This window comes from Asticcacaulis sp. SL142 (assembly GCF_026625745.1).
GTDB lineage: Bacteria > Pseudomonadota > Alphaproteobacteria > Caulobacterales > Caulobacteraceae > Asticcacaulis.
Genome location: NZ_CP113061.1, coordinates 2,102,662 through 2,126,743, shown reverse-complemented (window position 1 = coordinate 2,126,743; position 24,082 = coordinate 2,102,662). Strand labels below are relative to the sequence as shown.

Here is a 24,082-nt window from a genome sequence, read left to right as displayed (position 1 = left end):
AGGGAAATTTTTCTAATGAGTGACTATAAAGGTCAATACTCTTCGGCACCTACGGTTGACCTCGCCTATGACGAGGGCTTACGTAAGTTCATGCTCGGCGTCTACAACAAGATGGGGCTGGGCCTCGTTGTAACGGGGTTGCTGGCTGCCGTTGTCGCCTTCGTACCGGAAGTGACGGCCTTGTTCTTTCAACGGACCGCAACGGGCGGTATGGGCTATACGCCGCTAGGTATGGGTGTAGCTTTTGCGCCTTTAGTCATCCTTTTGGGGGCGGGCTTTGTAATGCGTAACCCTACGACTACGTCTACGGCGATCCTTTATTGGCTGATAGTTGGCCTGATCGGGCTTTCCATGGGCGTGTTGGGAATAGTCTACACAGGCCAATCCATTGCCACTACTTTCTTCGTGACGGCGGCTGCCTTTGGTGCGCTAAGCCTTTTTGGTTATACAACCAAGAAAGACCTTTCGGGTATGCGCACGTTCCTTTTAATGGCGACCATAGGTCTGATTATCGCTGTGCTTGTAAATATGTTCCTGATCAAGAGCGGCATTACTCAACTGGTAATTAGCGCAATCGGTGTTCTTATCTTTGCAGGCTGGACAGCCTACGACACCCAAAATCTAAAGCGCACCTACTATGCTTTGGGCGGTAATGAGGCTGGCATGGCTATGGCCACCAACTATGGCGCGCTAAGCCTCTATATTGACTTCATCAATATGTTCCAGTTCCTGCTGGCCTTTATGGGCGTGCGCCGGGATTAATCGGGATTAAATACAGTGTTGAAACCCCTCTGGAAGCCAAACCGGAGGGGTTTTTTCGTTAACCCTTTGCACACAAAACCATCACAGATGTGCAATACCCCTGACATCGACGCGGTTTAATCAACCGTTCTGATCGCTGGATCAGGGGGCTACACTATGAAGCTGTCGCGTCGTCGTGCGTTACTGTCACTGGCTGCCGTAGGTAGCGCGCCCGCTTTGGGGGCGTCTGAGGTTTCGCCGCAGCTCAAAGGTCTGCACTTCGCGCACGGTGTGGCGTCGGGTGATCCGCTCCATGACCGCGTAATCCTGTGGACGCGGCTGTCGGGGGCGCAAAAGCCGACCCAAGTTACCTATGATATTGCCACCGATGAAGCCTTTACGCAGATCATAACCACCGGCAAATTAACGACCGATGCGGGGCGTGACTATACGGTCAAGGTCGATGCTGCGGGCCTGAAACCCGGCGCCACCTATTATTACCGCTTCCGCGCCGGTGAGGCCTTATCACCCACTGGCCGCACCCAAACCCTGCCCGAAAACACCGATAAGGTGGTCATGGCGGTGGCGTCGTGTTCGCTGCATCCGAACGGCTATTTCAATGCCTATAAAGCCATTGCCGAATTGCCGGAAGTCGATGTGGTCGTGCATCTGGGCGACTATATCTACGAATATGGTGCGGCGGTTACCGCCTACGGCATGACCAATGGCCAGATGCTGGGCCGTATCCCTCAGCCGCCCCATGAGATCGTCAGCCTTGATGACTACCGCCTGCGTCATGCGCAGTATAAGGCCGATCCAGACCTTCAGGCCGCCCATGCCCGCGCCGCGTGGATATGCGTATTTGACGACCATGAGATCACCAATGACCCCTGGTACGGCGGTGCCGAGAACCACAATGCTGGTGAAGGCGACTGGTTTGAACGCAAGGCCAAGGGCTTAAAAGCCTACCGCGAATGGATGCCGATCCGCGATCCTCAACCGGGGCAATTGTCGGACGCCATCTATCGTTCCTTCCGCTTTGGCAAGCTGGCTGAACTGATCATGGTCGAGACCCGCCTGCTGGCGCGCTCAAAGCAACTCGATTACCAGCATGATGTTGAAATGCTGACCCTGCCCGACGGTACGCGCCAGCTTAATGTCGAGGCTTTCCGTAAAAAGCTCAACGATCCGGCCCGCGAACTGTTCGGGCCAGAGCAGCGCCAGTGGCTAAAATCGACTCTTAAATCATCAACCGAGGCGGGCGTACGGTGGCAGGTTCTGGGCAATCAGGTCGTCATGGCCCGTGTCGCTGGCCCCGATGTCAATAAGGTGCTGGGGCCGGAGAAAATCAAAACCCTCATGCCCATGATGCCGCTTGAGGCGCAAAAGTACCTGACGGCCATGATGGGCCTGTTCAGCCAGAACCCGCCCCTGCCGCTTAATCTGGATGCCTGGGATGGCTATCCGGCCGAGCGTGAGCGCTTTTACGACATGATCAAGGCCACCAACGCGCGCGCCGTGGTGATATCGGGCGACAGCCACTGTGCCTGGGCCAATCAGCTTCATGATGCGCAGGGGCAGCAAGTCGGCGTTGAACTGGGCGTGACCTCGATCACCAGCCCGACCCGCTGGCTGGATAAGATCCTGCCGGGCTACGAACTGGCCAAGGGGCTGGCCGAGGTCAACCCAGAAGTCCTTGATGCCGATGACAATTATAATGGATTTATCCGCCTGACCCTGACGCCGGATCAGATGATCGGTGAGTGGATGACGGTATCGACCATCACCTCGCGCGAGTTTACGACGGCGTCACAAAAAACCTTTGTGGCCCGCGCCGAAGATAAGCGTGCGGGGCCGCTCACAGTCGTGTGAAGGCCTTGAAAACGGCACGGTTAGGGCGCACCTCATGAGCATCAGATTGTTCATTGTTTTAACGCGCATTTGAATCCGAAAACCGCTGCACACTTTTCGGAATGCGCTCTTGAGGATTAGCCCATGTCTCTGCTTGCTCCCGAAAAAACCGCCGTATCCGTGGATATGTATTCCATGACCGTCCCCGTTCTGGTGCGGGCGCTCAAAAACCTGTCGCATCTGCTCGACAAAGCCGAAGCCCATGTCGAGGATAATGGCTTAAAGCCCGAAGACATGCTGGGGGCGCGGCTGATCGAGGATATGTTGGCTCTGGTCAATCAGGTGCAACTGGCGACCGATACCGCTAAGGGGGCCGTGGCGCGTCTGGCGGGCGTCGAAAACCCGTCTTTTGCCGATATCGAAACCACCTTTGATGAACTGCATCAGCGTATCGATAAGACGATCGAGTTTATTAATTCCGTTGATCGTGACCTGTTTGACGGGGCTGAAACCCGCGATGTCACATTGAAAGTCCGCAGCGGTGACATCCATTTCAAAGGCTATGACTATCTGACCGGCTTTGTGCTGCCGAACCTGTTTTTCCACGTCACGACCGCCTACGGCATCATCCGCCATAAGGGCGTCAAGATCGGTAAGCTGGATTACCTCGGCCCAAGATAAGACAACAGATATCATCCAAATTGCCACAGCCCTGCGCGGATTATCTGCGCAGGGCTGTCTCGTCATTGAACTGTGGTTAATTTTGGTTAATACTCAGCCTTAGTAGGGTGGCGTGGGTTGAAGTTTCCGGCGGAAGCGTTAAGGCGGCCTGAACGGCTGGGGGTGAAATGGTGTTTCCCGATTCCATAGAGGTGGCGGCTGGGCTGGTCTTTGTGTACCTGCTGATCAGCGTGATCACGACTATTGCGCGGGAATCGCTGGAAGGCTTTGTCAAAAGCCGTGGCCGGATGCTGGAACGCGGCATCACCGAAATGCTGGGCCGCCATCACGGACGCGGGGCTGAGAAATATGCGCTGGTCAAGGACTTTTATACCCACCCCCTGATCCAGTCACTGTACCAAGGCGACTATTCCACGCCGGATAAGCGCAAATTCCGCGCCGGACGCAACCTGCCGTCCTATATCTCATCGAACAGCTTTGCCGCCGCCCTGCTTGATATTGTCGCTGATAAGGGCGGCTATTCGACGATTGAGGGCCGCGATATCAACAATCTGCTGGAGGCCTCAGAACGCTTAGAAGATCAGCGTCTGAAAAAAGTCGTGCAATTTGCCCTGTGCTCCAGTGGCGGTGACTATGTTCAGGCTCAGAAACAGATCGAAAACTGGTACGATGCGTCGATGGTGCGGGTGTCGGGCTGGTACCGGCGCGATACCCATAAGATCGTGTTCTGGTCGGGGCTGGCCGCCTCAGTCATCCTGAATATTAACACCTTTGTTATCGCCGACAGTCTGTACCGCGACCCGACCCTGCGTAAGGTGGCGGTAGCCAAGGCCGAAGCCTATATCGAACATAGCCGGGTCCAAACCGAACCTCGGCCGATCACGATTGACGCGCTGCCGTCGTCCGAAGTCGCTGCCGATGTTTCAACCGCGGCGGCTCCGGCCATGGTCGCCCCGCCGGCGGTTCTGGCGGAACCGGCCCCCAATGCCGACATGGCCAAGACCTGGCAAAATCTTGAAACCGAAAAAGACTATATTGATACGCTCGGCCTGCCGTTGGGCTGGAACGACAACACGCTGGAGTCGATGGAGCGCTTTTTCAACATTGCCGTTCCGGAAGATCCAAACGCCCCTTCTGAGACGCCCGCCAATCCGACCGGTGTGCGCGGCTGGTTTGACACCCAACTGGATTATCTGGTCAAACTGCTGGACGTGCGTATGGACGCCGAAGACGCGCTGGTGTTCGGCGGTAATTTCCTGCGCAATACCATCGGGCTTTTGACCATTATGCTGGGCTGGCTGATGACGGCCTTTGCCATCACCTTGGGCGCGCCGTTCTGGTTTGATATCTTAAACCGCCTGATGGTCATCCGCTCGACCCAAAAGCCCAAGGACGCGACCTCAACCGGCTCTCCCAATCTGTGGAATATTATTGGTGAAACCCCGCCTACCTCACCGCCGCCTGCCGCTGTGGCCAACTATTCCGGCGGCTATGTATCCTCAGCCCAATCCCCGCTGATTACCGCGCGCCTAGTCTCAAAGGTAGAGGATCAGGAAGCTCTGGCGGCAATCGATCCCCATGAGCGGCCCAGAGAAGAGAGTTAGGGGCGCAAGCATGGTGGATGTTGTTCAGGCGCATTTGATCGCCATGGTGCCGAAAATCCGGCCTGACCGGGCTTTGAGCTATGCCGAAGCCATCAATGACGTGCTGGCCGATGCCGAGATCGACACCGCCCAACGGCTGGTGCATTTCATGGCCCAGATCGCCCATGAAAGTGCAGGGTTTTCGGCGCTGGTCGAAAGCACCAACTATAAAAATGCCGCCTATCTCGATAAGACCTTCAGCAATGTCAAAGGTCTGGCCCACGGCGCAGGCCCTGATCGCCAAAGGGCCGGTCGCTATCGGTAACTGCATCTATGCCAACCGGCTCGGCAACGGCAACGAAGCCTCCGGCGACGGTTATCGCTATCGCGGGCGCGGTTTCATGATGATTACGGGTAAGAATAATTACCGCGAGGTCGAAGCCTATTCCGGCCTGCCGGTCATCGCCCACCCCGAACTTTTGGGACAGGCCGGCCCGGCCGCCCAGGCGGCGGCGCGGTTCTGGCTGACGCGCAATATCAACGTAGCGGCGGACGCCGATGATATCTCTGAGGTCACTCGCCTGATCAACGGCCCCGCCCGCCACGGCCTTGACCAGCGCCAGAGTTGGCTGAATAAAACCAAGGCCATCTGGCTGTAGTCACAGCGAAGTGTAGCGGTAGTTCTTGCCGTTTCTGCGCGGGCGTCCCATCTTCTGGTTTTGCTTAGACCGGAGCCCACGCAATGATCAATCTTTATACCTGGCGCACGCCTAATGGCCGCAAGATTTCCATTGCGCTCGAAGAATTTGGCCTGCCGTACACGGTGTTTCCGATCGATATCTCCAAGAATGAACAGTTCGCGCCGGACTTTCTCAACATCTCCCCCAACAATAAAATCCCAGCCATTGTTGATGAAGATGCGGGCGGCCTGAGTGTCTTCGAATCGGGCGCGATCCTGATCTATCTGGCGGAAAAGACCGGCAAGTTCCTGCCCGCGTCAGGTGCTGCCCGCTACAAAGTGCTGGAATGGCTCAACTGGCAGGTGGGCGGCATGGGGCCGATGTTCGGGCAGTTCGGCCATTTCACCGTCTATGCGCCGGAGACAATCCCCTATGCGGTTGAGCGCTATACCGGTGAGGTGCGCCGCCTGCTGGGGGTGCTCGATAAGCGTCTGTCCGAGGCCGCTTACGTTGGCGGCGATGACTATTCGATCGCCGATATGGCCATCTTTCCGTGGCTGGCGGGTTTGACCACCGGCTATAAGGCCGAAGCGCTTTTAGACGGTTTTAACTATGTTCAGGCTTACATTGATAAAATAGCTGCGCGTCCGGCGGTTGGGCGTGGTATGTTAGTTCCGCAGGTCTGATCCGGCATGTGAGTTGAAAGATAAAAAAACAAATGAAGCCTTTCCGTGCCCCGGCTAACCCGTTCACTGTGTGGACCGATCTGGCCTTTAAGACCACCGAGATGATGATGGCGTCTGCCCATGTCATCAATCATCGTACCACTCAGATGATGAACTCTGATCCGATCCCCAGTGCGGCGGATCAGGCCGAGTTTAATCTGATGTCGCAGGAAAAGGTTGAGGCGGCGCATGAATCGATGTTTGCCATGACCCGCTATATGATGGGGCTGAACCAGCAGATTGGCACTGAGACCTTTAAACACATGATGACGGGCACCAGCGATTTTATGTCGCTGGCGTTCAGTCAGACGCCTGAGCAGATGATGACCCGTCAGGCCAAGCTGATGCAGACCCTGACCGATAGTGCGGTCAGTGCGTCTCACCTGAGCCACACGACGGCGACGCTTGTGAACCGGGGCCTGAAGCCTATCCATCGCCGCGCTACCGCCAATGCCAAACGGCTTGGCACCAAGGGCAAATAACAATCCATTTGCGGCGGGCCATCGTATCTAAGCCATATTAGATAAGGGTGGTGTGATGGCGCATTTTCTTGTTATTGCCGGTTCAAGCGATATAGGCCGGGCGACCAAAGATCTGTTGACGGCGCACGGGCATGACGTCACCTCCACGGCCCGCCAGCCTCAATCCGGTGACATTACGCTCGACGCCACCGACTTTACGGCGGTTGAGCAGGCGTTTTCAAAAGCGACTGAAACGCACGGATCCATCGACGGCGTGGTCAATTGCGCCGGATCGCTGTGGTTAAAACCTGCCCATATGACCAGCGCAGAACAATATAGAGCCGTGATGGATGCGTCTTTGACCACCGCCTTTGCCGTGGTACGCGCGGCGGCCAAGCATATGACGGCGGGCGGATCGGTGGTGCTGATATCCTCAGCCGCCGCTCACGAAGGCCTGGCCAACCACGAAGCTGTTGCGGCGGCCAAGGCGGGCGTTGAGGGCTTGATACGCTCGGCGGCGGCGACCTATGCCGGTCAAAATCTGCGCTTCAATGCCGTGGCCCCCGGTCTGGTGCAGACGCGGATGACGAAAGCGCTAACCGCCAATGATATGTCGCGCAAAGTCTCGGAGTCCATGCACGCTTTGGGGCGGTTGGGTGAACCCGATGATATCGCCCGCGCGATTGTGTTCCTGCTTGATCCGGCCAATGACTGGATCACCGGTCAGGTGCTGGGCGTCGACGGCGGCTTAGGCGGCATCCGGCCGCGCACTAAAATATGACGACCTTAAGAGTTGTTCTGGGCGATCAGTTATCGACGCGGCTTGAGATTATTCGCACCGCCGACCGGGCCAATGATGTGATCTTGATGGCTGAGGTCGGTGATGAAGCCGGCTATGTTAAGCACCATGTCAAAAAGATCGCCTTTGTCTTTGCGGCCATGCGTCACTATCGGCAGGCTTTGACGCAGGCGGGATACACGGTACGATATGTCAAACTGGATGACCCTGAAAATACCCATAGCCTGACCGGTGAGATAGAGCGGGCGGTGAAAGAACTGAACCCGTCCGAAGTCATGGTGACAGAGGCCGGGGAATGGCGGCTGAAAGAGGCATTTGAGGCTTTGCAGGCGCACCTAAGCGTACCGATGACGGTCTTGCCAGACACGCGGTTTTTGTGTTCGCACGATGAATTTGCGGCCTGGGCCGATGGCAAAAAAGAACTTCGGATGGAGTTTTTTTATCGCCACATGCGGGCGCGCTATAATCTGTTGATGGATGCGCACGGCAAACCCTGCGGCGGCCAGTGGAACTTCGACAAAGATAACCGCCAGCCGCCGGTCAAAGGCCTGACCGCACCGAAGCGGCTCAGTTTTAAAAAAGACGCCATTACGCGCGAGGTGCTCGATCTGGTGCGGGATCGCTTCCCGGATAATATCGGCAGGCTGGAGCCATTTCATTTCGCGGTCACCCGTACGCAGGCTCTGAAAGAACTGGATCATTTCATAACCCATTGCCTGCCATCATTTGGCACCTATCAGGACGCGATGGTGACGGATGAGCCCTATCTCTATCACTCGCTGATGGCGGCCTATATCAATATCGGATTCCTCTATCCGCTAGAGGTCTGCCAAAAGGCCGAAGCCGCATATCGCGATGGCGTGGCACCGCTTAATGCCGCTGAGGGGTTTATCCGTCAGGTTTTAGGCTGGCGCGAATATGTGCGCGGCATTTACTGGCGGCACATGCCGGATTATGCCGACATGAATGAGCTGGGTGCCCGCGAAGACCTGCCGTGGTTTTACTGGGATGCAGACACCAAAATGCACTGCGTCAAACAGGCCGTTACCCATACGCTGGATCACGCCTATTCCCACCATATCCAGCGGCTGATGATCACTGGTAATTTTGCCCTGCTGGCCGGGCTTGAACCGCGTCAGGTTCATGAATGGTATCTGGCGGTCTATGCTGATGCCTACGAATGGGTGGAATTGCCCAATACGCTCGGCATGGCGCTGCACGCTGACGGCGGGATTATGGCCTCAAAGCCCTATGCGGCGGGCGGCAACTACATCTCGAAAATGAGTAATTTCTGCCAAAGCTGTCACTATGATGTCAAGGATGCGACCGGAGATAGGGCCTGCCCGTTTAACAGTCTCTATTGGGATTTCATGAGCCGCCACCGTGATCGCTTTAACGGCCACCATCGACTGAACTATGCCTATGCGACCTGGGACCGGATGGGGGAGGCAAAGCAGGCCGCTTACCGCGCCCGCGCCGATCAGGTCAGGCACCTGATGCATGAGGGGGCGTTATGAAGCCCACTCGCTATACTAAATCGACCTTGCCGTCTAAGGTGTGCGTGACCTGTGGCCGTCCGTTTAACTGGCGTAAAAAGTGGGCAAAGGTCTGGGATGAGGTCAAATATTGCTCAGATCGGTGCCGAAAGGGTTAAGCCGTTAAATCCGCCAGTTTCGCGCTCGTCACCCGCACCGCATCGTCAGGCGATAAGCCTACCAGTAACCCGCGCTGGCCGCCATTGATCAGCACCTGATCAAACAGGGTGGCCGTCTCATCGATCGCGGTCGGTGTGGCTTTTCTCTGACCGAACGGGCTGATGCCGCCGACTTTGAAACCGGTCAGGCGCTCGGCATCCGCTGGCTTCATCATGTTGGCCGATTTGCCGCCAAAGGTGGCTGCCAGTTTCTTCATGCTGACTTCGCAATCGGACGGCACCACCACGCACACCGGCTTACCGTCAACCTCCGCCATCAGGGTTTTGAACACCTGCTCTGGGGCTTTGCCAAGCGCTTGCGCCGCCTGTAACCCGACGCGCGGGGCGTTCGGATCATAGTCGTAGGGGAATAGCTCAAACGCAATTCCAGCCCTGGTCAGGGCGGCGGTGGCGGGTGTGGTCTTGGACATGGCAGCGTTCCTTTGCGCCGCTGTTTAGACCAATATCCGTCAGGCGATCAATACCGTGACACCATCCGGCACGGGCAGTCGGGCGCGCGCGTAGCCTCAGCGACATAATCAGGGCGCGGACTGTCATGATAAACTTCGCCCTGATAGTGGGCGCTCACCCGGCGGGCTTTGCGGTCGTGGCGGTGATCATGTTTACGGCAGTCATGAGCGCGAGTCTTGTGGTGATGATCGTCGCGGTAATAGCCGTCACCTTGATAAAGGTTCTGGTAGTGCTGTCGCTTGGATTCGGAATAGGCGTAAGGGTTGTGTCCGCAGGCGGTAAGTAAAGGCACGGCGCAGGTCAGACCGATAATGAGAAATGCCTTTATGCGCATAGTGGGCTCCTGAAAAGGTTAATCAAAGGTTAACACGATTTAAGCGCGTGCGATGTCACGGCGTCAAGGCGGCTCGGCTATCGGGCGAAGATCGTTTTGCGTTGCGAAAAATGTGTCGATTTTCTGGTAACGATGCTTGTGATCATAAAAACCTCATGTTATTAAGAATAATTCTCAATTCGGGTTTGCGGGTTTCTATTCGTCAATGTCGTCTTTTTCTGGCTTAGGCGCGTCCTTCTGGCGCAATCAGTTGCGTCAGTGGCACTGGATCAGTTCCGCCGTCTGCCTGATGGCCATGTTCCTGTTTTCCGTGACGGGCTACACGCTCAATCACGCCACTGACATCGAAGCCAAGCCTAAGATCGACACCAAGGAAGTCACCCTGACGCCTAATCAGTTGACTGCGTTCGACGGGGCGCAGGACAAGGCCGATTTGCCGGTGCCCGCTGTGCACATGATCCTTGAATCCTCCGGCATTGATGTCGAAGGCTATGAAGCCGAAGTCAGCGAGGGGGAAATCTATATTCCCATGCCCAAGCCCGGTGTTGATTCCTGGGTATCAATTGAGCGCGACACCGGCCTTATGACCTATGAGCGAACCGATCGCGGCGTCATTGCCATTCTGAATGACCTGCATAAGGGCCGTAATTCCGGCCCGGCCTGGTCGTGGTTCATCGATATTATCGCGCTGTTTTGCGTGATCTTTTGCCTGACCGGGTTCGGGCTTTTGTGGGTCTATGCCAAGTCCCGCGCCATCACCTGGCCATTGATCGGATTTGGGGTTCTGGCCCCGTTCATCCTGTTTATGGTCTTTGTACATTAACAACGGCTGCGGGATGCGGTCGGTATTTTGATAAGGGTAGAGTCATGTTCAAAGTTACTCAGGTTTCGGGTTGGGGGGCCGCGTTTGCCGTGGCTGGGGGTATGGGGGCCGCGGCGGGCGCATCTGCCGCCGAGCTTGCCGTCACCGTCGAGGTGCCGCGCCTGACCGTCGCCGAATACCATAAGCCCTATGTGGCTGGCTGGATTGAAACGGCTGATGGGGCGCACGCCGGCAATCTGTTTGTCTGGTACGACGTCAAGATGAAGGACGACGGCGGCAAGAAGTGGCTCAAGGATATGCGCGCCTGGTGGCGCAAAAGCGGCCGTTCCCTGACCACTATGCCTGACGGTCTGGCCTCAGCCACCAAGGCACCGGGCCGCCAGACAGTGAACTTTACGCAGGCCAATGGCCTGAAAGGCATCAAGCCGGGCCAGTATAACCTTGTCATCGAAGCCTCACGCGAAGCCGGTGGCCTTGAGATCGTGCGCGTGCCACTCAACCTGACCAAGGCGTCGAACGGTTCGGGTAAAGGGGCCAGCGAGCTGGGGGCCATCAGCTACACCTATAAGCCGTAACCCATGTTTGTGGCCGCGCCAGACGATGTGCGCATCTTTATCCCGCCGGTCAATGTGCCGCAAAAGCCGCCTGCCGATGCCATCATCACGACCTTGAGCGGACAGGCGTTTGGCACGTCATGGCAGGTCAAGGCGGTCTTGGGGCGGGGTGATGCGACTGAGGCGCGGGCGCGGATTGAGGCCTGTCTGGACGAGATCGACGCTCAGATGTCGCCCTATAGGCCGTCATCGGATTTGTGCCGGTTCAACGGGGCAGGGCCGTGGCAGCATGTGACGCTGCCGCCTATGTTACTGGGTGTGGTGGCTAAGGCGGTTGAGGTCGCGCAATTGACGGACGGCGCGTTTGATCCGTGTCTGCTGGAGGCGGTTGAGACCTGGGGGTTTGGATCGCGCGCGGTCGATACCGGCCTCCCGCCAGAGCCGGTGCGGGACGGGCTGAAAACGCGACCTTCTGACTGGCGCGATTTGGTGGTGCAGGACGGCGGGCTGATCCATCCCGAAGATCTGCGGCTTGATCTCAACGCCATCGCTAAGGGCTATGCCGTTGATTGCCTGATGGATATTCTGCGCGATGAATTCGATGTCGTGTCGGCTTTGGTCGAAATCGGCGGGGAGTTGAAGGGGATCGGCGCGCGCCCTGATGGTCAGCCATGGTGGGTGGAGATTGATCGGGTGCCGGGTGCAACATTTGGGCGTAGTCTGATCGCACTTTGTGATCAGGCGGTGGCGGTGTCCGGCGACTGGCGGCGCTATTTTGTGCATGATGATAAGACCTACGCCCATACGATTGATCCCGTCACCGGATGCCCTCTTGATAATCGCATGGCGGGGGCGGTGGTGATGGACAAAGATTGCTGGCGCGCCGATGCTCTGGCCACCGCCCTGATGGTGATGGGGGCTGCCCGCGCTATGGCATTTTGTGCGCAGCACGGCGTTGCCGCTCTTATTATGGTGCGGGACGATGAGCATATAATTGAACGCTTAAGCCCGCTGATGGCGGCCTATGGGACTGAAGAGTAAGAGATGGGATTGTCGCAGATCATAGCCGAGGTGCAGGGCGATCCGGTCACATGGGCCTGGGTGCTGGGGGCAACTGCGCTTTACCTGATCATGTGCGCGGTGATATGGGCCGGTGAGCGGAAAAAAGCGCGCCTCAAGCGTGAGGCGGCGGCAGGTGCGACCCCGTGGCTGGTCGTCTATGCCTCCCAGACCGGTCAAGCCGAAGAGATTGCGACGGCGACACTTAAGCGCCTCACAGACGGCGGGCAGGTCGCGCGCATTATCGATATGGCTGACCTGAAACTGAGTGATCTGGAAAGCGCGCAGCATGTCCTGTGTGTGGCCTCGACGACTGGCGATGGCGATGCGCCTGATAGTGTCTTGGGGTTCGAGGCCAAGGTCATGAACGATGGCGCGGTTCTCAGTCACCTTGATTATGCGGTGCTGGCTCTTGGCGATAAGTCCTATGCCGATTTTTGTGCGTTTGGGCGTAAGGTTTATGACTGGCTGCGGGCCAGCGGGGCCAAGCCCTATTTTGAGGTGATCGAGGTCGATGATCTTGATCCGGTGGCGCTGAACCGGTGGTATGGAAATCTGTCGGATCTAGGGGCCAAGTCGGAGGCATTTGATCCCAAAGCGGCTTACGGTGCATGGCAATTGAAAGCGCGCGAATGCCTTAACCCCGACAGTGACGCCTCGAAACTTTACCGAGTGGTTCTGGAGCCCGAAAGCGGCGACTTGCCGGATTGGCAGGCCGGTGATCTGGCAGAAATCATGACCCCAGATGGCCATGTCCGTGACTATTCGCTGGCGTCCCTGCCGGTCCAAGGCGCGGTTGAACTCTATGTGCGGGCGGTCATCAAGGATGACGGTGCGCGCGGTCTGGGGTCGGGCCTGCTGACCCATGACTTAAGTGTCGGTCAGACGGTTATGCTGCGCACAAAACCGCACAAAAATTTCCATACCCCTGAAGGTGACGGGCCGCTGCTGCTGATCGCGGCGGGGTCGGGCCTTGCCGGGCTCAATGCCCATATTGATGCGCGGTTGTCGGTGGGCCATAAGGCCAATTGGGTCATCTATGGCGAGCGCCATCCGATCCGCGATGGCGCCCTGTGCAAGGCGCTGACGGCGCGCGTGCAGGCCGGTGAGTTGAGCGATCTCAGTTTGTGTTTCTCCCGGCCCGACAGCTGCCAGCGCACCTATGTGCAGGATGCCCTGAGTACCGCCTCTGATCGGGTGCGCGATTTTCTGACGGGTGGCGGCGCGGTTATGGTCTGCGGCGGGCTGTCGATGGGGCAGGGGGTCGATAAGGCCCTGCGCACGATCATGGGCGATGATTGGGCGGATCAGGCTCTGGCTGACGGACGCTATCGCCGCGATCTTTACTGACAACTAAGGCGAGCACGCACGGTTAGTCCAAATTCAAACGTGATATAATCATATAAAGATATGTTTATATCTTTATTGACTCTTCAGAATGCGCACCCTATAGCTGTGCGGGTCGTGGTTCTGCGTCGGTTGCCAAACCGGCGCGGCTAAGAGGGAAGCCGGTTAAACTCCGGCGCTGCCCCCGCAACTGTGCGCGGTAAGCTAAGGTTCATATGCCATTGGGGGACTTATGCCCCTGAGAAGGCGGACTTAAGCCCTGACCCGTGAGCCAGGAGACCTGCCAGCGACCTCATATTTCACCCGGAGCGGAGGGCTCAGGCGGTGCGTCCTTAGCCCGCAGCCGCTGCGGGCGCGCAGGCGCATGGCCAGAACCTTACGCTCACAGCACAGAGGTTACCGTGTCATCTATTATCCCCGTCGCATCTTTAGGCACCCCGCGTATCGGCCTTAAGCGCGAACTTAAATTCGCCCTCGAATCTTACTGGTCGGGCAAGTCCGACCAAGCAACTCTCCTGCAAACCGCCAAAGATTTGCGTGCCGTCAACTGGGCGCGGCAAAAGGCGCGCGGGGTCGATATCATCCCGTCGAATGATTTTTCCTTATATGATCAGGTGCTGGACACCAGCCTGATGGTCGGGGCGATTCCGGCGATTTATGGCGAGGCGGTTGACCTCGATACCTATTTCGCGATGGCGCGCGGCAGTCAGGCGGGTCACGTCGAGACCTGCGAACATGGCCATGTTCATGGCAACGGGCATGGCGTGTCGGCGCAGGAAATGACCAAATGGTTCGACACCAATTATCACTACATGGTGCCGGAATTTAACGATGATCAGACATTCAAACTGACATCGTTAAAAGCCGTCGAAGAGTTTTTAGAGGCCAAGGCGCTGGGTTATCACACCCGTCCGGTTCTGGTCGGGCCGGTCACCTTCCTTAAGCTGGGCAAGGGGCTGGCGAACCCCCTGTCGTTGATTGAGCGCCTGATCCCGGTCTATGTCGAGGTGCTGAAAGCGCTGGCGGACGCTGGCGCTGACTGGGTGCAGATCGATGAGCCGGTACTGGTGCTGGACGGGGATGCTGAAACGACGGCCGCCCTGCAAAAAACCTACGCAGCATTCGCCAAAGAGGTGCCGCAAATCAGCATAATGCTGGCCAGTTATTTCGGTGGGTTGGGCGATAATCTGGAGACGGCGGTGAACTTGCCGGTCGCGGGTCTGCATGTCGATCTGGTGCGCGCACCGGAGCAGCTTGAAGCGGTTGTGCAGGCTGCACCAAAGACGCTTACCCTTTCGCTGGGTGTCATCGATGGCCGCAATATCTGGCGCGCCAATCTGCCCGCCGTGCTTGAGCGCCTGAAAATTGTCGCCGACCGTGGCAACCTTCAGATCGCGCCGTCCTGTTCGCTGCTGCATGTGCCGATCGACCTTAATCTGGAGACTGCGCGCATTCCGAAAAGCGTGCAGCGGTTTTCGGATTCAAATGCGCGACAAAACAAAGGGCTCGATGAGGATGTCAAATCCTGGCTGGCCTTTTCGCTGCAAAAAATGGACGAATTGTCGGTAATGTCCAAAGCGCTGTCGGGTGGTGATGTGGCCACCGAACTGACCGCCTCGGCAGAGGCCGCCGCGGCCCGCGCCGCCTCGCCCAAGGTCCATGATGCGGCGGTTAAGGCGCGTCTCAAAGCCGTGACGCCAGATCAGGCTCAGCGCAAACATGCCTTTGCCATTCGCGCCGACCTGCAACGTCAGGCGTTTAACCTGCCCGCCTTTCCTACCACCACTATCGGCTCGTTCCCGCAAACCTCTGAGGTGCGCAAGGCCCGTTCGGATCACGCCAAGGGTGCCATCGACGATTCGCAATACGACGCCTTCCTGAAAGCCGAGACTGAACGCGCCATCCGCTGGCAGGAAGACATCGGGCTTGATGTGCTGGTCCACGGCGAGTTCGAGCGCAACGACATGGTGCAGTATTTCGGTGAGCAGTTATCCGGCTTTGCCTTCACCAAACACGGCTGGGTGCAGTCCTATGGTTCGCGTTGCGTGCGCCCGCCGGTGCTGTATGGTGATGTCTCGCGACCTGAACCGATGACGGTTTCATGGTGGCAATATGCCCAAAGCCTCACTGAGAGGCCGGTCAAGGGGATGCTGACCGGGCCGGTGACCATCCTCAATTGGTCGTTTGTGCGTGATGATCAGCCGCGCTCGGAAACTTGCCGCCAGATTGCGCTCGCCATCCGCGATGAGGTGTCTGACCTTGAAAACGCAGGGGCTAAGATGATCCAGATCGATGAAGCGGCCCTGCGCGAAGGTTTGCCGCTGCGGCGCGGCGACTGGCAAGCCTATCTCGACTGGGCGGTCGAGGCGTTTCGGTTGTGCTCGACTGGCGTATCCAATGACACCCAGATCCACACCCACATGTGCTATTCGGAGTTCAACGACATCATGGACGCCGTGGCGAACATGGACGCTGATGTGATTTCTATTGAGACATCACGCTCCAAGATGGAACTGCTCGATGTCTTCAAATCGAAAAAGTATCCAAATGAGATCGGGCCGGGCGTCTATGACATCCATAGTCCGCGCGTACCGGAGGTGAGTGAAATGACCGAGTTGATGTCACTGGCGCGGCAACGGCTTAATGATGCCCAGCTTTGGGTCAATCCCGACTGCGGCCTGAAAACCCGTAAGTGGGATGAGGTCAGGCCGGCTCTGGTCAACATGGTGGCCGCGGCTAAGTCACTGCGCGAAACGGCTTAACCCTTAAGGGCTGCCTCGACGCAGGCGATCAGCGTTTCAGCCTCAAATGGCTTACGCAGGAAACAGGAGGCCCCGCCCGCCAGGGCGCGGGCCTCAATGTCTTTTTCCGGATAGGCGGTCATAAACAGGCGCGGAATATTCGGGCCCTGGGTGCGCATCTGATCCTGTAACCCCAGACCCCCCATGCCGGGCATCTGAACGTCGGTGATGACAAGGCCGATGGCCTCATGCCGGGCGTCGCTAAGGAATTGCTCGGCCGAGGCGAACGACAGCGTGGCATAACCGAAGGATCGCAGCAGACTGATCAGCGCTTCACGCACGGATTCATCATCATCGATAACGGCGATGATAACACCACTCAGTGCTCGGGAAAGCGCGGAACTACACACCGGGCGGGGCCCTTTATAAGACTCCGGAAGTCGGTATGGCTGCCGGTTATAGTTATCACTATGCCAGCCTGACGATTAAAGAGATATCATACGATGGTTTAAGCTCGGATTAGCGGCCGTTCGGGTCAAGGCCCAGGCTGCGGGCCATGGAGACCAGTTCCGCCAGCGACCGGGCCTGCATCTTTTTCATGGCGTGGCCCCGATGAATCTTGACGGTAATTTCGCTGAGCGACATCTTGCCGGCGATCTGTTTGTTGAGCAGGCCTGACGTGACAAAGGCCATGACTTCCTGCTCGCGCGGGCTCAATGCGCTATAGCGTTCGCGTAAGCTCAGCAGGCTTTTTTCACCCTGACGGCGCTCACGATCAAAGCTTATCGCCGAAGCCACCGCATCCAGCATATCCTGATCGCGAAACGGCTTGGTCAGGAAATCAACGGCGCCGGCTTTCATGGCCCGCACCGACATCGGGATATCGCCGTGGCCGGTCATGAAGATAATGGGGATATGGAGATTCTGACGCGCCAGTTGGCTCTGGAACTCAAGACCGCTAATGAGGGGCAGACGGATATCAAGCACCAGACAGGACGGGGCATCGGGCAGGCTGTGGGCCAGAAACGCCATGGCCGTGGAAAAGCATTTGACCTCAAAGCCCATGGAGCGAAACAGGCTGGATAAGGCCTCGCAAACGGCGGCATCATCATCAACGATAAAGACGTGCGCACTATACATGGTCAGGGCCGGGGGCAAGGGTGCGTTCATGGAGCGACGCCGGCTAAGATCGAAGGCAGGGTGAATTGCATGACGGTGCCCGTTTGACTGCGGGTGGCGGGAGAGGTCCATATCTGGCCGTGGTGAGCGTGTATGATCGAGCGGCAGATTGACAACCCCATGCCCATACCCTCGTCACGGGTCGAAAAAAACGGACTGAAAACGTCCTCAACATGATCGGCCGGAATGCCAGACCCGTTATCCTCAACTGTGGCTTTCACCCTGTGCTGGTCATCCAGAGTTGTGGTGATGATGAGGCGGCGGCTATGGCTGCTGATGTCGCTTAAGGCATGGATGCTGTTGAGCATGAAATTGATGATGACCTGTTGTATCTGGATTTTATCGCCCATCACCTGCGGCAGATCATCCGCCAGTTCAAGCTGCAGGGCCACCTGATGGCTGTTGATTTCGTGCCGCGTCAGTAAGACCGCATCATGAATTATATCGTTGATGTCGAGCGGTTTCGACTGGGGCTCGGCCTTTACCGACATGGCCCGCAGTTTCCAGATGACGTCACTGGCGCGCCGGCCTTCGCTGATGATACGGGCAATGGCGCTGTGAGCCTCTGACATATCCGGCTCAGGCCGGTTTAACCAGCGCAGGGCCGCCTCGCCATTGGTGACGATCGCCGCCAGCGGCTGATTGACTTCGTGGGCAATTGAAGCCGTCAGTTCCCCAAGCGTTGTCACCCGGCTGACGTGGGCCAGATCAGCCTGGGCCTTGGCCAGTTCCGTCTGCGACTGCACCCGGTCGGTAATATCAAGCACACATACCAGCACATGGGCAAAGGTCGGATCATCGACCGGAAAGGTCGTGGCACACACGATATCGCGGTACTCACCATCCAATGCGCGGATCTGGGTAAGGGTTTCACAGGACGGATCGCCCCGCGCCAGCGCCCGCAGCAAGGCCTCAAACGATGGCATAGTCTCCGGCACAAAGATGGTGCTAAGCGAGGACATGAACTGATCCTTACGCGTCCCCTTAACCAGTTTTACCGCCGTTTCATTAATATCGATGATCCGGACCAAACCGACCGCCTCGATAACAAATTCCGGGTGGGTCGCGATATAGCGGTCAAGGTCGTCTATGCCTTGGGCGCGCAACTCGCCAAAGCGGACCACGACGGCGCTATAGTCTTCTTCCCAAATGCCAAAGCGCGTCGTCTCAAAGATCGAGCGAAAGCGCTGTTCGTTGGCCTGCAATATGCGGGTGGCCGATTGCGTCTTTAGTGCCAGAGCGGTGGCGATGACGATGGCGGCGATGCTGATCAGGGCGCGAATAAAGGGCGGGGCGGTGACTGCATCGATCTGCCCGCGGGTAAGGTCCTGACCATGTCCCGAAATATAGCTGATGATCGTCAGGGTCACGCACAGGGCTGATAGGATAATCAGACCCTTACGCCGGCAAAAATTGGCCGACATCAGGATCACCACGACATAAAGCACGGCCACAGCCGTCCCCAGTGGCACCAGCGTGTCGATCAGGAAAATGGCGGCGATCAGCACCGCCGTGCAGGCTTGAAAAAAGAGCATATCCTCAGACAGCAAGGGTTTGCCGTTGCCGTTCAGCGTCAGCCATGTCGGCAAATTAGTAGCGGAAGACATAAAATAGCGCCCGGAAAGCGAACTAGGAAAATGTATATTAGCGAAATAAGATATGCTATTATGGCGAGTTGCGCCATTGTTTTTCAGGCTTAGGGGCGTTTGTCGGCCTATACCTTGGTATAGGGTCCCCTGAACCTAAACCTTAAGGTGATCTCTCCTCAAGTAGAATTGCCGACATGGCCTGCCTTGGGTCAGGATAGGCAATCAGAGCGATTTGGTATTCTGGAATCGGCTCACGTCAGGAGATATCTCATGCACCCCCAGTTCACAGACACGCCGGTGTCGTCCTTTGCCTCGCCGTTTCGCGCACCCCAAAAATCGGAACACTTAAGCCTGCGTGAAGTCAGCGTGGTGCGCCTGATTGGTCAGGGCCTGTCCAATAAGCATATCGCCCGCCGGTTAGGCGTCACGCCGGAAACGGTCAAGTCTCACGTAAAGAACATCTTCGTTAAGTTGTCAGTGCGTAACCGTGCCGAAGCGGCTTTTCGCGCCGAAAAGATGGGCATTATGGTTTAGGTCTTAGGTTTGGTCTTTTCGGCCTTTTTGCGCACATAGAGCGTCTTATCGACTTCGGCGATGATCTGGCCATCGTCATCGATAATGTCAACTTTCAGCACCGGCTCGGTCTTGCCATTCAGGTCGGCCATATCGCGGATCTGCATGGCCTCGTCTTGACTGAGCCGAAACAGGGCCCGTACCCGCCCGCGACCCGGACGCACAAAGCGGATCGACGCGGCCTTGTCCCAGACGATGTAGTCCTTGCCCAGTTGCATCATCAGCATCAGCATGAAAAACGGATCGGTCATGGCATAGAGCGACCCGCCGAACTGGGTGCCGACGATATTGCGGTTCCACCAGGTCAGCTTCATGGCGACATCAATTTCGGTATAGTCGTCGCTCATGCGCGTGACCTTGATTCCGGCCCCCAGCAGCGGCGGATAGAAGTTGATGTTTTTGACGAGGAAAGGCTTTTTCATGTGTCTCAAGCTACCCTGTCTGGGATGTTCTGACCAGATTGTCGTAAGGGCAGCCGATACGATTATTTACATAAGCAAACCCACGCCTTATATAACTCCTACCGGACGAGACGCGCCGTACCCGGTAGCCTTGCGCTGCGGCTTTCCCGCCGAAAGACAAGACGACGCATTGTTTCAACCTTTGAAAGGATGCGCAAATGTCTTTGCCCTGGATTTATCTGATTATCGCGGGTGCGTTAGAAGTTTGTTGGGCGATCGGGCTTAAATATTCCGAAGGCTTCACAAAGCCCATTCCCTCGGCCTTTACCCTTATCACCCTGGCCTTAAGCATGTATCTGCTGGCCAAGGCGGCTGCGGATTTACCCATCGGCACGGCCTATGCGGTCTGGGTGGGTATTGGTGCCTTGGGGGCGGCTATATTGGGTATTTTCCTGTTTCAGGAAGCCGTAACCCCTTTAAGAATTCTATTTCTGGTTATGCTGCTGGTGGCGATTATTGGCCTGAAAGCCACCGCACATTGAACCTCGCTACCACTTGGCCCAGGTTCGGCGGTTCAATATCAGGTGGTGCGCCGTTAAAAAGGCAATCGAACCCACGACACCGATGACAACGGCGGCGGCGGTGCCTGCGCCTAAGCCGAGCACGAAACTGACCGTATAGGCCATGATGGCACCGAATATGCCCAGGACGATGTTAAACCACAGTTTGCTGTTAATTTTGGCCATCATCGCAATCAGCCCGGCCACAGCGCCAATCAGGGCGCCTGTGGCCATTGCCACGATCCAGCCGATCTGAATGTCTGTCATAATTGTACCTTCGGCACCGCAACGTTTAAAGGTTAGACATGCGGGTCGGGATGTAAGATTAAAATAGTTCAGCGCCGCACAGGTTATAAATAACCGATAGAATTTAATATTTTATCTAATTCTTAGGCCGATCAGGTCTTTAGGACGGCGGCGACCATTTTGAGAAAATCAGGTATGGCAAAGGGCTTGGGTAAAATGGCATTGGCGCCGGCGACTTCGGCTGCGGCCAGCACATGCAGGGCGCTGATTTTGGAGTTGGCATCCTGCGACATGGCGATCACCTTGATGTGGGGCCAGTCCTTGCGGATCTGGCCGATACCGGCGATGCCGCCAATGCCAGGGATCAGGATCGAGGTGATGACCATGTCCAGAAGGCTCAGGTTATGATCGAAAAAGGCATCTTCCATATTCACGGCTTCGGAGACGGTATAACCGACCTGACGCAGCACCAGCGTGACCTTGGTGCGCAGCAATTCATCGTCTTCGATGACCAGTATGTGATGCTCGGTACGTCGGGCGCGGTGATAGCTGGCCGTCTCATCCAGTATGGTTTTCAACTGATCCTTGTTGAAGGGCTTGGTCAGGGTGAACTCAGCCCCCGCCGCCCTGGCACCGGCGATCTGAGCTTCAAGCGCCTGGGACCCCCACTGGTCATGGGCCACGATCAGAAGCGGCGTAGACGGCGCCAACCTTCGGATGTCATCAATCCGGTCGGTCAGATTGACCCCGTCGATATTGGCTTCAAACATCAAAAGCTTAAAGCGTTCCGATTTCATCAGGTCAAACGCAGATGAGGGATCAAAGCTGACGATGGCTGGCCATTTCTGGTCATCCAGCATCGTCGCAATATACTGAGCCTCCGCCCGGTTTGGATTTAAAACCAGAACACTGCTGTGGCTCATAATGACGTCTGAAAGCTCCTGTTTCAGATTTTATTATGATGAGCTTCAGTTAATAAGTAAAAAATGACCTGTCCACAATAAGCCTGTATGTGGTTGCAGGATTGGGTAAGCTTGCTGTTTTGCAGGGGCGGGGATAAGATTACGGTGTGACCATAATATTATCAGTCAGACATCTCAGGGCAGATCCATGACCAAAGCCGCCGATACCGTCTATTCAGCGTTGCAGGGGTGGCGGGATAATGCGGTTAAACCGCTGATTGTCGGTATCTGCGGTGCACAAGGTTGTGGCAAATCGACCCTGGCGGCTGAGGTGCGGCAACGGCTGGAAGGCGAGGGTGTGAGGGTGGCTGTACTGTCGCTTGATGACCTTTATCTGTCGCGGCAGCGCCGGGCCGATATTGCGGCCCGCTACCATCCGTTGTTTGCGACGCGCGGTGTGCCCATGACCCATGATGCGCCTTTGGGAGAGCGGCTGCTCGAAAACCTGAAAGCCGGACGGGCGACCCTGTTGCCGCGCTTTGATAAGGCCGCCGATCAGCCGCATCCGTCGCAAGCCTGGACTCCGGTGACCGGGCCGGTCGATGTGGTTTTGTTTGAAGGCTGGTGCGTTGGGGCGATTTCCCAAGGCTATGATGATCTGATCGATCCGGTAAATGGCTTTGAGGCCGAACACGACCCGGACGGCATCTGGCGGCGCTATGTCAATCAGGCCCTGATGGGCAGCTACGCGCGCCTGTTTGGCTATATCGACCGGCTGGTGCTTTTGGCCGCGCCCGATTTCGAGGTGGTGACACGCTGGCGCACCGAGCAGGAACACGACCTGAAACAACGTCTGGCCAAGGACGGCCGCACCGGCGAGCATGTCATGAGCGATGATGAGGTGGCGGCCTTTGTCCTTGCCTATGAGCGTCTGACCCGGCATATCCTGAGCGAAATGCCCGCCCGTGCCGATCTGGTGCTTAAGCTTGATACTGATCGGCGCGTGACGGATGTGATCTCAGGAGAGGATAACCGATGACCTATACCCCGACCGCTGCCCGCTATGACACCATGCCCTATAGCCGCTGCGGGCGTTCGGGGCTGAAACTGCCCGCTATATCTCTGGGCCTGTGGCAGAATTTCGGGGGTACGGATGTGTTTGAAACCGGCCGCGCCGTCCTGCGCCATGCCTTTGATGCGGGCATTACCCATTTCGATCTGGCCAACAACTATGGCCCGCCTCCGGGATCGGCTGAGGAAAACTTCGGTAAGGTTATGGCGTCCGATTTCAAGCCCTATCGTGATGAAATGGTTATCTCGACCAAGGCCGGATGGGATATGTGGCCGGGACCGTACGGTGGCATCGGTGGGTCGCGCAAATACCTGATCGCGTCGTGTGACCAGAGCCTTAAGCGCATGGGCCTCGATTACGTCGATATCTTTTACTCGCACAGGGTCGATCCGGAAACCCCACTGGAAGAGACGATGGGCGCGCTGATCAGCCTGCACCAGCAGGGCAAGGCGCTATACGTTGGGATTTCGTCCTATTCGCCGGAACTGACGCGTAAGGCCGCGGCGATTTTGGCGGCTGAAAACGTACCGCTGCTGATCCATCAGCCGTCCTATTCGATGCTCAACCGCTGGATTGAAGACGGGCTGCTGGATACGCTTGAGGATTTAGGCACGGGCTGCATCGCCTTTTCGCCGCTGGCGCAGGGCTTTCTGACGCGCAAATATCTGAACGGTGTGCCCGCCGATGCGCGTGCGGCCAAGGCCGGATCGTTCCGTCAAGGCCTGATCACGCCGGAAAATCTTGAGCGCATCCGCCAGCTAGATTTGATAGCCCAAAGCCGCGGCCAGTCGCTGGCCCAAATGGCGATTGCCTGGGTGCTGCGCGATCCGCGGGTGACTTCGGCCCTGATTGGCGCGCGCAATGTCGAGCAATTGGCGGATTCGCTCAAAGCCCTCGATCGTCTCGATTTCAGCGCGGAGGAACTGGCGCAGATCGACACCCATGCCGTCGATGGCGGGCTTAATATCTGGAAGGTGTCGTCGGAACTATAGTTTGGCGCGCAATTGATCCGAAAAC

28 protein-coding genes and 1 riboswitch are annotated in these 24,082 nt (G+C 57.0%); of the genes, 20 read left to right on the top strand and 8 right to left on the bottom strand.

All coding sequences use genetic code 11. The features are described 5' to 3' along the window. Nucleotides 1–15 precede the first annotated feature (15 nt). From OVA03_RS09645 to OVA03_RS09595, 11 genes are all read left to right on the top strand, one after another. Nucleotides 16–762: a Bax inhibitor-1/YccA family protein gene (locus tag OVA03_RS09645; protein WP_267524040.1), complete on the top strand. Its 747-nt coding sequence runs from the start codon at nucleotides 16–18 to the stop codon at nucleotides 760–762. A 156-nt stretch (nucleotides 763–918) separates the two neighbouring features. Beyond that, nucleotides 919–2,613, top strand: coding sequence for an alkaline phosphatase D family protein (locus tag OVA03_RS09640; RefSeq protein ID WP_267524038.1), 1,695 nt, complete (start codon nucleotides 919–921; stop codon nucleotides 2,611–2,613). A gap of 123 nt (nucleotides 2,614–2,736) precedes the next feature. Further along, complete coding sequence (locus OVA03_RS09635) at nucleotides 2,737–3,273, top strand: DUF1993 domain-containing protein (RefSeq protein ID WP_267524036.1); 537 nt, start codon at nucleotides 2,737–2,739, stop codon at nucleotides 3,271–3,273. Nucleotides 3,274–3,440: 167 nt separating this feature from the next. After that, nucleotides 3,441–4,877: a hypothetical protein gene (locus OVA03_RS09630; RefSeq protein WP_267524034.1), complete on the top strand. Its 1,437-nt coding sequence runs from the start codon at nucleotides 3,441–3,443 to the stop codon at nucleotides 4,875–4,877. A 10-nt stretch (nucleotides 4,878–4,887) separates the two neighbouring features. Beyond that, the gene (locus tag OVA03_RS09625) at nucleotides 4,888–5,181 is read left to right on the top strand and encodes a hypothetical protein (RefSeq protein ID WP_267524032.1); all 294 of its coding nucleotides are present in this window, start codon (nucleotides 4,888–4,890) and stop codon (nucleotides 5,179–5,181) included. Continuing rightward, nucleotides 5,120–5,515 carry a glycoside hydrolase family 19 protein gene (locus OVA03_RS09620; RefSeq protein WP_267524030.1) on the top strand — a complete coding sequence of 132 codons (396 nt, stop codon included), beginning with the start codon at nucleotides 5,120–5,122 and terminating at the stop codon, nucleotides 5,513–5,515. The genes OVA03_RS09625 and OVA03_RS09620 overlap by 62 nt, the downstream gene beginning before the upstream one ends. Before the next feature lie 83 nt (nucleotides 5,516–5,598). Beyond that, nucleotides 5,599–6,222 carry a glutathione S-transferase N-terminal domain-containing protein gene (locus OVA03_RS09615; RefSeq protein ID WP_267524028.1) on the top strand — a complete coding sequence of 208 codons (624 nt, stop codon included), beginning with the start codon at nucleotides 5,599–5,601 and terminating at the stop codon, nucleotides 6,220–6,222. Between the two features lie 32 nt (nucleotides 6,223–6,254). Next, nucleotides 6,255–6,743, top strand: a complete 489-nt coding sequence (locus OVA03_RS09610) for a polyhydroxyalkanoate granule-associated phasin (RefSeq protein ID WP_267524027.1) — start codon at nucleotides 6,255–6,257, stop codon at nucleotides 6,741–6,743. A gap of 55 nt (nucleotides 6,744–6,798) precedes the next feature. Next, complete coding sequence (locus OVA03_RS09605; RefSeq protein ID WP_267524025.1) at nucleotides 6,799–7,503, top strand: SDR family NAD(P)-dependent oxidoreductase; 705 nt, start codon at nucleotides 6,799–6,801, stop codon at nucleotides 7,501–7,503. Next, nucleotides 7,500–9,038 (top strand): cryptochrome/photolyase family protein, encoded by a 1,539-nt coding sequence (locus tag OVA03_RS09600; protein WP_267524023.1) that lies wholly within the window; start codon nucleotides 7,500–7,502, stop codon nucleotides 9,036–9,038. The genes OVA03_RS09605 and OVA03_RS09600 overlap by 4 nt, the downstream gene beginning before the upstream one ends. Further along, nucleotides 9,035–9,175, top strand: a complete 141-nt coding sequence (locus OVA03_RS09595) for a DUF2256 domain-containing protein (RefSeq protein ID WP_267524021.1) — start codon at nucleotides 9,035–9,037, stop codon at nucleotides 9,173–9,175. Before OVA03_RS09600 ends, OVA03_RS09595 begins: the two co-directional genes overlap by 4 nt. On the opposite strand, the gene ybaK is transcribed toward OVA03_RS09595, so the two are convergent. Together ybaK and OVA03_RS09585 are read right to left on the bottom strand one after the other, a co-directional pair. Continuing rightward, nucleotides 9,172–9,645, bottom strand: a complete 474-nt coding sequence (gene ybaK, locus OVA03_RS09590; RefSeq protein ID WP_267524020.1) for a Cys-tRNA(Pro) deacylase — start codon at nucleotides 9,643–9,645, stop codon at nucleotides 9,172–9,174. The genes OVA03_RS09595 and ybaK overlap by 4 nt on opposite strands. 47 nt (nucleotides 9,646–9,692) lie before the next feature. Beyond that, entirely contained in the window at nucleotides 9,693–10,019 is a 327-nt protein-coding gene (locus OVA03_RS09585) for a hypothetical protein (protein ID WP_267524019.1), read from the bottom strand. Between the two features lie 205 nt (nucleotides 10,020–10,224). Between OVA03_RS09585 and OVA03_RS09580 the strand changes: the two genes are divergently transcribed. The 5 genes from OVA03_RS09580 to metE all read left to right on the top strand — a co-directional run bounded on the left by OVA03_RS09580 (nucleotide 10,225) and on the right by metE (nucleotide 16,564). Then, on the top strand, nucleotides 10,225–10,842 hold the full coding sequence (locus tag OVA03_RS09580; protein WP_267524017.1) for a PepSY-associated TM helix domain-containing protein: 618 nt from the start codon (nucleotides 10,225–10,227) through the stop codon (nucleotides 10,840–10,842). A gap of 44 nt (nucleotides 10,843–10,886) precedes the next feature. Next, nucleotides 10,887–11,417, top strand: coding sequence for a DUF2271 domain-containing protein (locus OVA03_RS09575; protein WP_267524015.1), 531 nt, complete (start codon nucleotides 10,887–10,889; stop codon nucleotides 11,415–11,417). 3 nt (nucleotides 11,418–11,420) lie between these two features. Then, nucleotides 11,421–12,437, top strand: coding sequence for an FAD:protein FMN transferase (locus tag OVA03_RS09570; RefSeq protein ID WP_267524014.1), 1,017 nt, complete (start codon nucleotides 11,421–11,423; stop codon nucleotides 12,435–12,437). A gap of 3 nt (nucleotides 12,438–12,440) precedes the next feature. Further along, entirely contained in the window at nucleotides 12,441–13,805 is a 1,365-nt protein-coding gene (locus OVA03_RS09565; RefSeq protein ID WP_267524012.1) for an NADPH cytochrome P450 oxidoreductase family protein, read from the top strand. A 109-nt stretch (nucleotides 13,806–13,914) separates the two neighbouring features. Further along, nucleotides 13,915–14,105: riboswitch (cobalamin riboswitch) on the top strand. A 107-nt stretch (nucleotides 14,106–14,212) separates the two neighbouring features. Further along, the gene (metE, locus tag OVA03_RS09560) at nucleotides 14,213–16,564 is read left to right on the top strand and encodes a 5-methyltetrahydropteroyltriglutamate--homocysteine S-methyltransferase (protein WP_267527709.1); all 2,352 of its coding nucleotides are present in this window, start codon (nucleotides 14,213–14,215) and stop codon (nucleotides 16,562–16,564) included. Here metE and OVA03_RS09555 read toward each other — a convergent pair. From OVA03_RS09555 to OVA03_RS09545, 3 genes are all read right to left on the bottom strand, one after another. Beyond that, on the bottom strand, nucleotides 16,561–16,953 hold the full coding sequence (locus tag OVA03_RS09555) for a response regulator transcription factor (RefSeq protein ID WP_267524010.1): 393 nt from the start codon (nucleotides 16,951–16,953) through the stop codon (nucleotides 16,561–16,563). The two genes, metE and OVA03_RS09555, sit on opposite strands and share 4 nt — an antisense overlap. A 109-nt stretch (nucleotides 16,954–17,062) precedes the next feature. After that, nucleotides 17,063–17,713, bottom strand: a complete 651-nt coding sequence (locus tag OVA03_RS09550) for a response regulator transcription factor (RefSeq protein ID WP_267524009.1) — start codon at nucleotides 17,711–17,713, stop codon at nucleotides 17,063–17,065. Next, nucleotides 17,710–19,329, bottom strand: coding sequence for a sensor histidine kinase (locus tag OVA03_RS09545; RefSeq protein WP_267524007.1), 1,620 nt, complete (start codon nucleotides 19,327–19,329; stop codon nucleotides 17,710–17,712). The genes OVA03_RS09550 and OVA03_RS09545 overlap by 4 nt, the downstream gene beginning before the upstream one ends. Nucleotides 19,330–19,581: 252 nt before the next feature. Here OVA03_RS09545 and OVA03_RS09540 point away from each other — a divergent pair, with 252 nt between their 5' ends. After that, nucleotides 19,582–19,845, top strand: a complete 264-nt coding sequence (locus tag OVA03_RS09540; RefSeq protein WP_267524006.1) for a response regulator transcription factor — start codon at nucleotides 19,582–19,584, stop codon at nucleotides 19,843–19,845. On the opposite strand, the gene OVA03_RS09535 is transcribed toward OVA03_RS09540, so the two are convergent. Further along, nucleotides 19,842–20,306 carry a DUF4442 domain-containing protein gene (locus tag OVA03_RS09535; protein WP_267524004.1) on the bottom strand — a complete coding sequence of 155 codons (465 nt, stop codon included), beginning with the start codon at nucleotides 20,304–20,306 and terminating at the stop codon, nucleotides 19,842–19,844. The two genes, OVA03_RS09540 and OVA03_RS09535, sit on opposite strands and share 4 nt — an antisense overlap. A 203-nt stretch (nucleotides 20,307–20,509) precedes the next feature. Between OVA03_RS09535 and OVA03_RS09530 the strand changes: the two genes are divergently transcribed. After that, nucleotides 20,510–20,827, top strand: coding sequence for a DMT family transporter (locus OVA03_RS09530; protein ID WP_267527708.1), 318 nt, complete (start codon nucleotides 20,510–20,512; stop codon nucleotides 20,825–20,827). A 6-nt stretch (nucleotides 20,828–20,833) separates the two neighbouring features. Here OVA03_RS09530 and OVA03_RS09525 read toward each other — a convergent pair whose 3' ends face one another. Together OVA03_RS09525 and OVA03_RS09520 are read right to left on the bottom strand one after the other, a co-directional pair. Then, nucleotides 20,834–21,112, bottom strand: coding sequence for a hypothetical protein (locus OVA03_RS09525; RefSeq protein WP_267524002.1), 279 nt, complete (start codon nucleotides 21,110–21,112; stop codon nucleotides 20,834–20,836). Between the two features lie 131 nt (nucleotides 21,113–21,243). After that, nucleotides 21,244–22,014, bottom strand: a complete 771-nt coding sequence (locus OVA03_RS09520; protein ID WP_267524000.1) for a response regulator — start codon at nucleotides 22,012–22,014, stop codon at nucleotides 21,244–21,246. Between the two features lie 187 nt (nucleotides 22,015–22,201). On the opposite strand from OVA03_RS09520, the gene OVA03_RS09515 reads away from it, so the two are divergent. Next, nucleotides 22,202–23,032 carry a kinase gene (locus OVA03_RS09515; RefSeq protein WP_267523998.1) on the top strand — a complete coding sequence of 277 codons (831 nt, stop codon included), beginning with the start codon at nucleotides 22,202–22,204 and terminating at the stop codon, nucleotides 23,030–23,032. Then, entirely contained in the window at nucleotides 23,029–24,057 is a 1,029-nt protein-coding gene (gene mgrA, locus OVA03_RS09510) for an L-glyceraldehyde 3-phosphate reductase (RefSeq protein WP_267523996.1), read from the top strand. The genes OVA03_RS09515 and mgrA overlap by 4 nt, the downstream gene beginning before the upstream one ends. The last annotated feature ends 25 nt before the right edge of the window (nucleotides 24,058–24,082 follow it).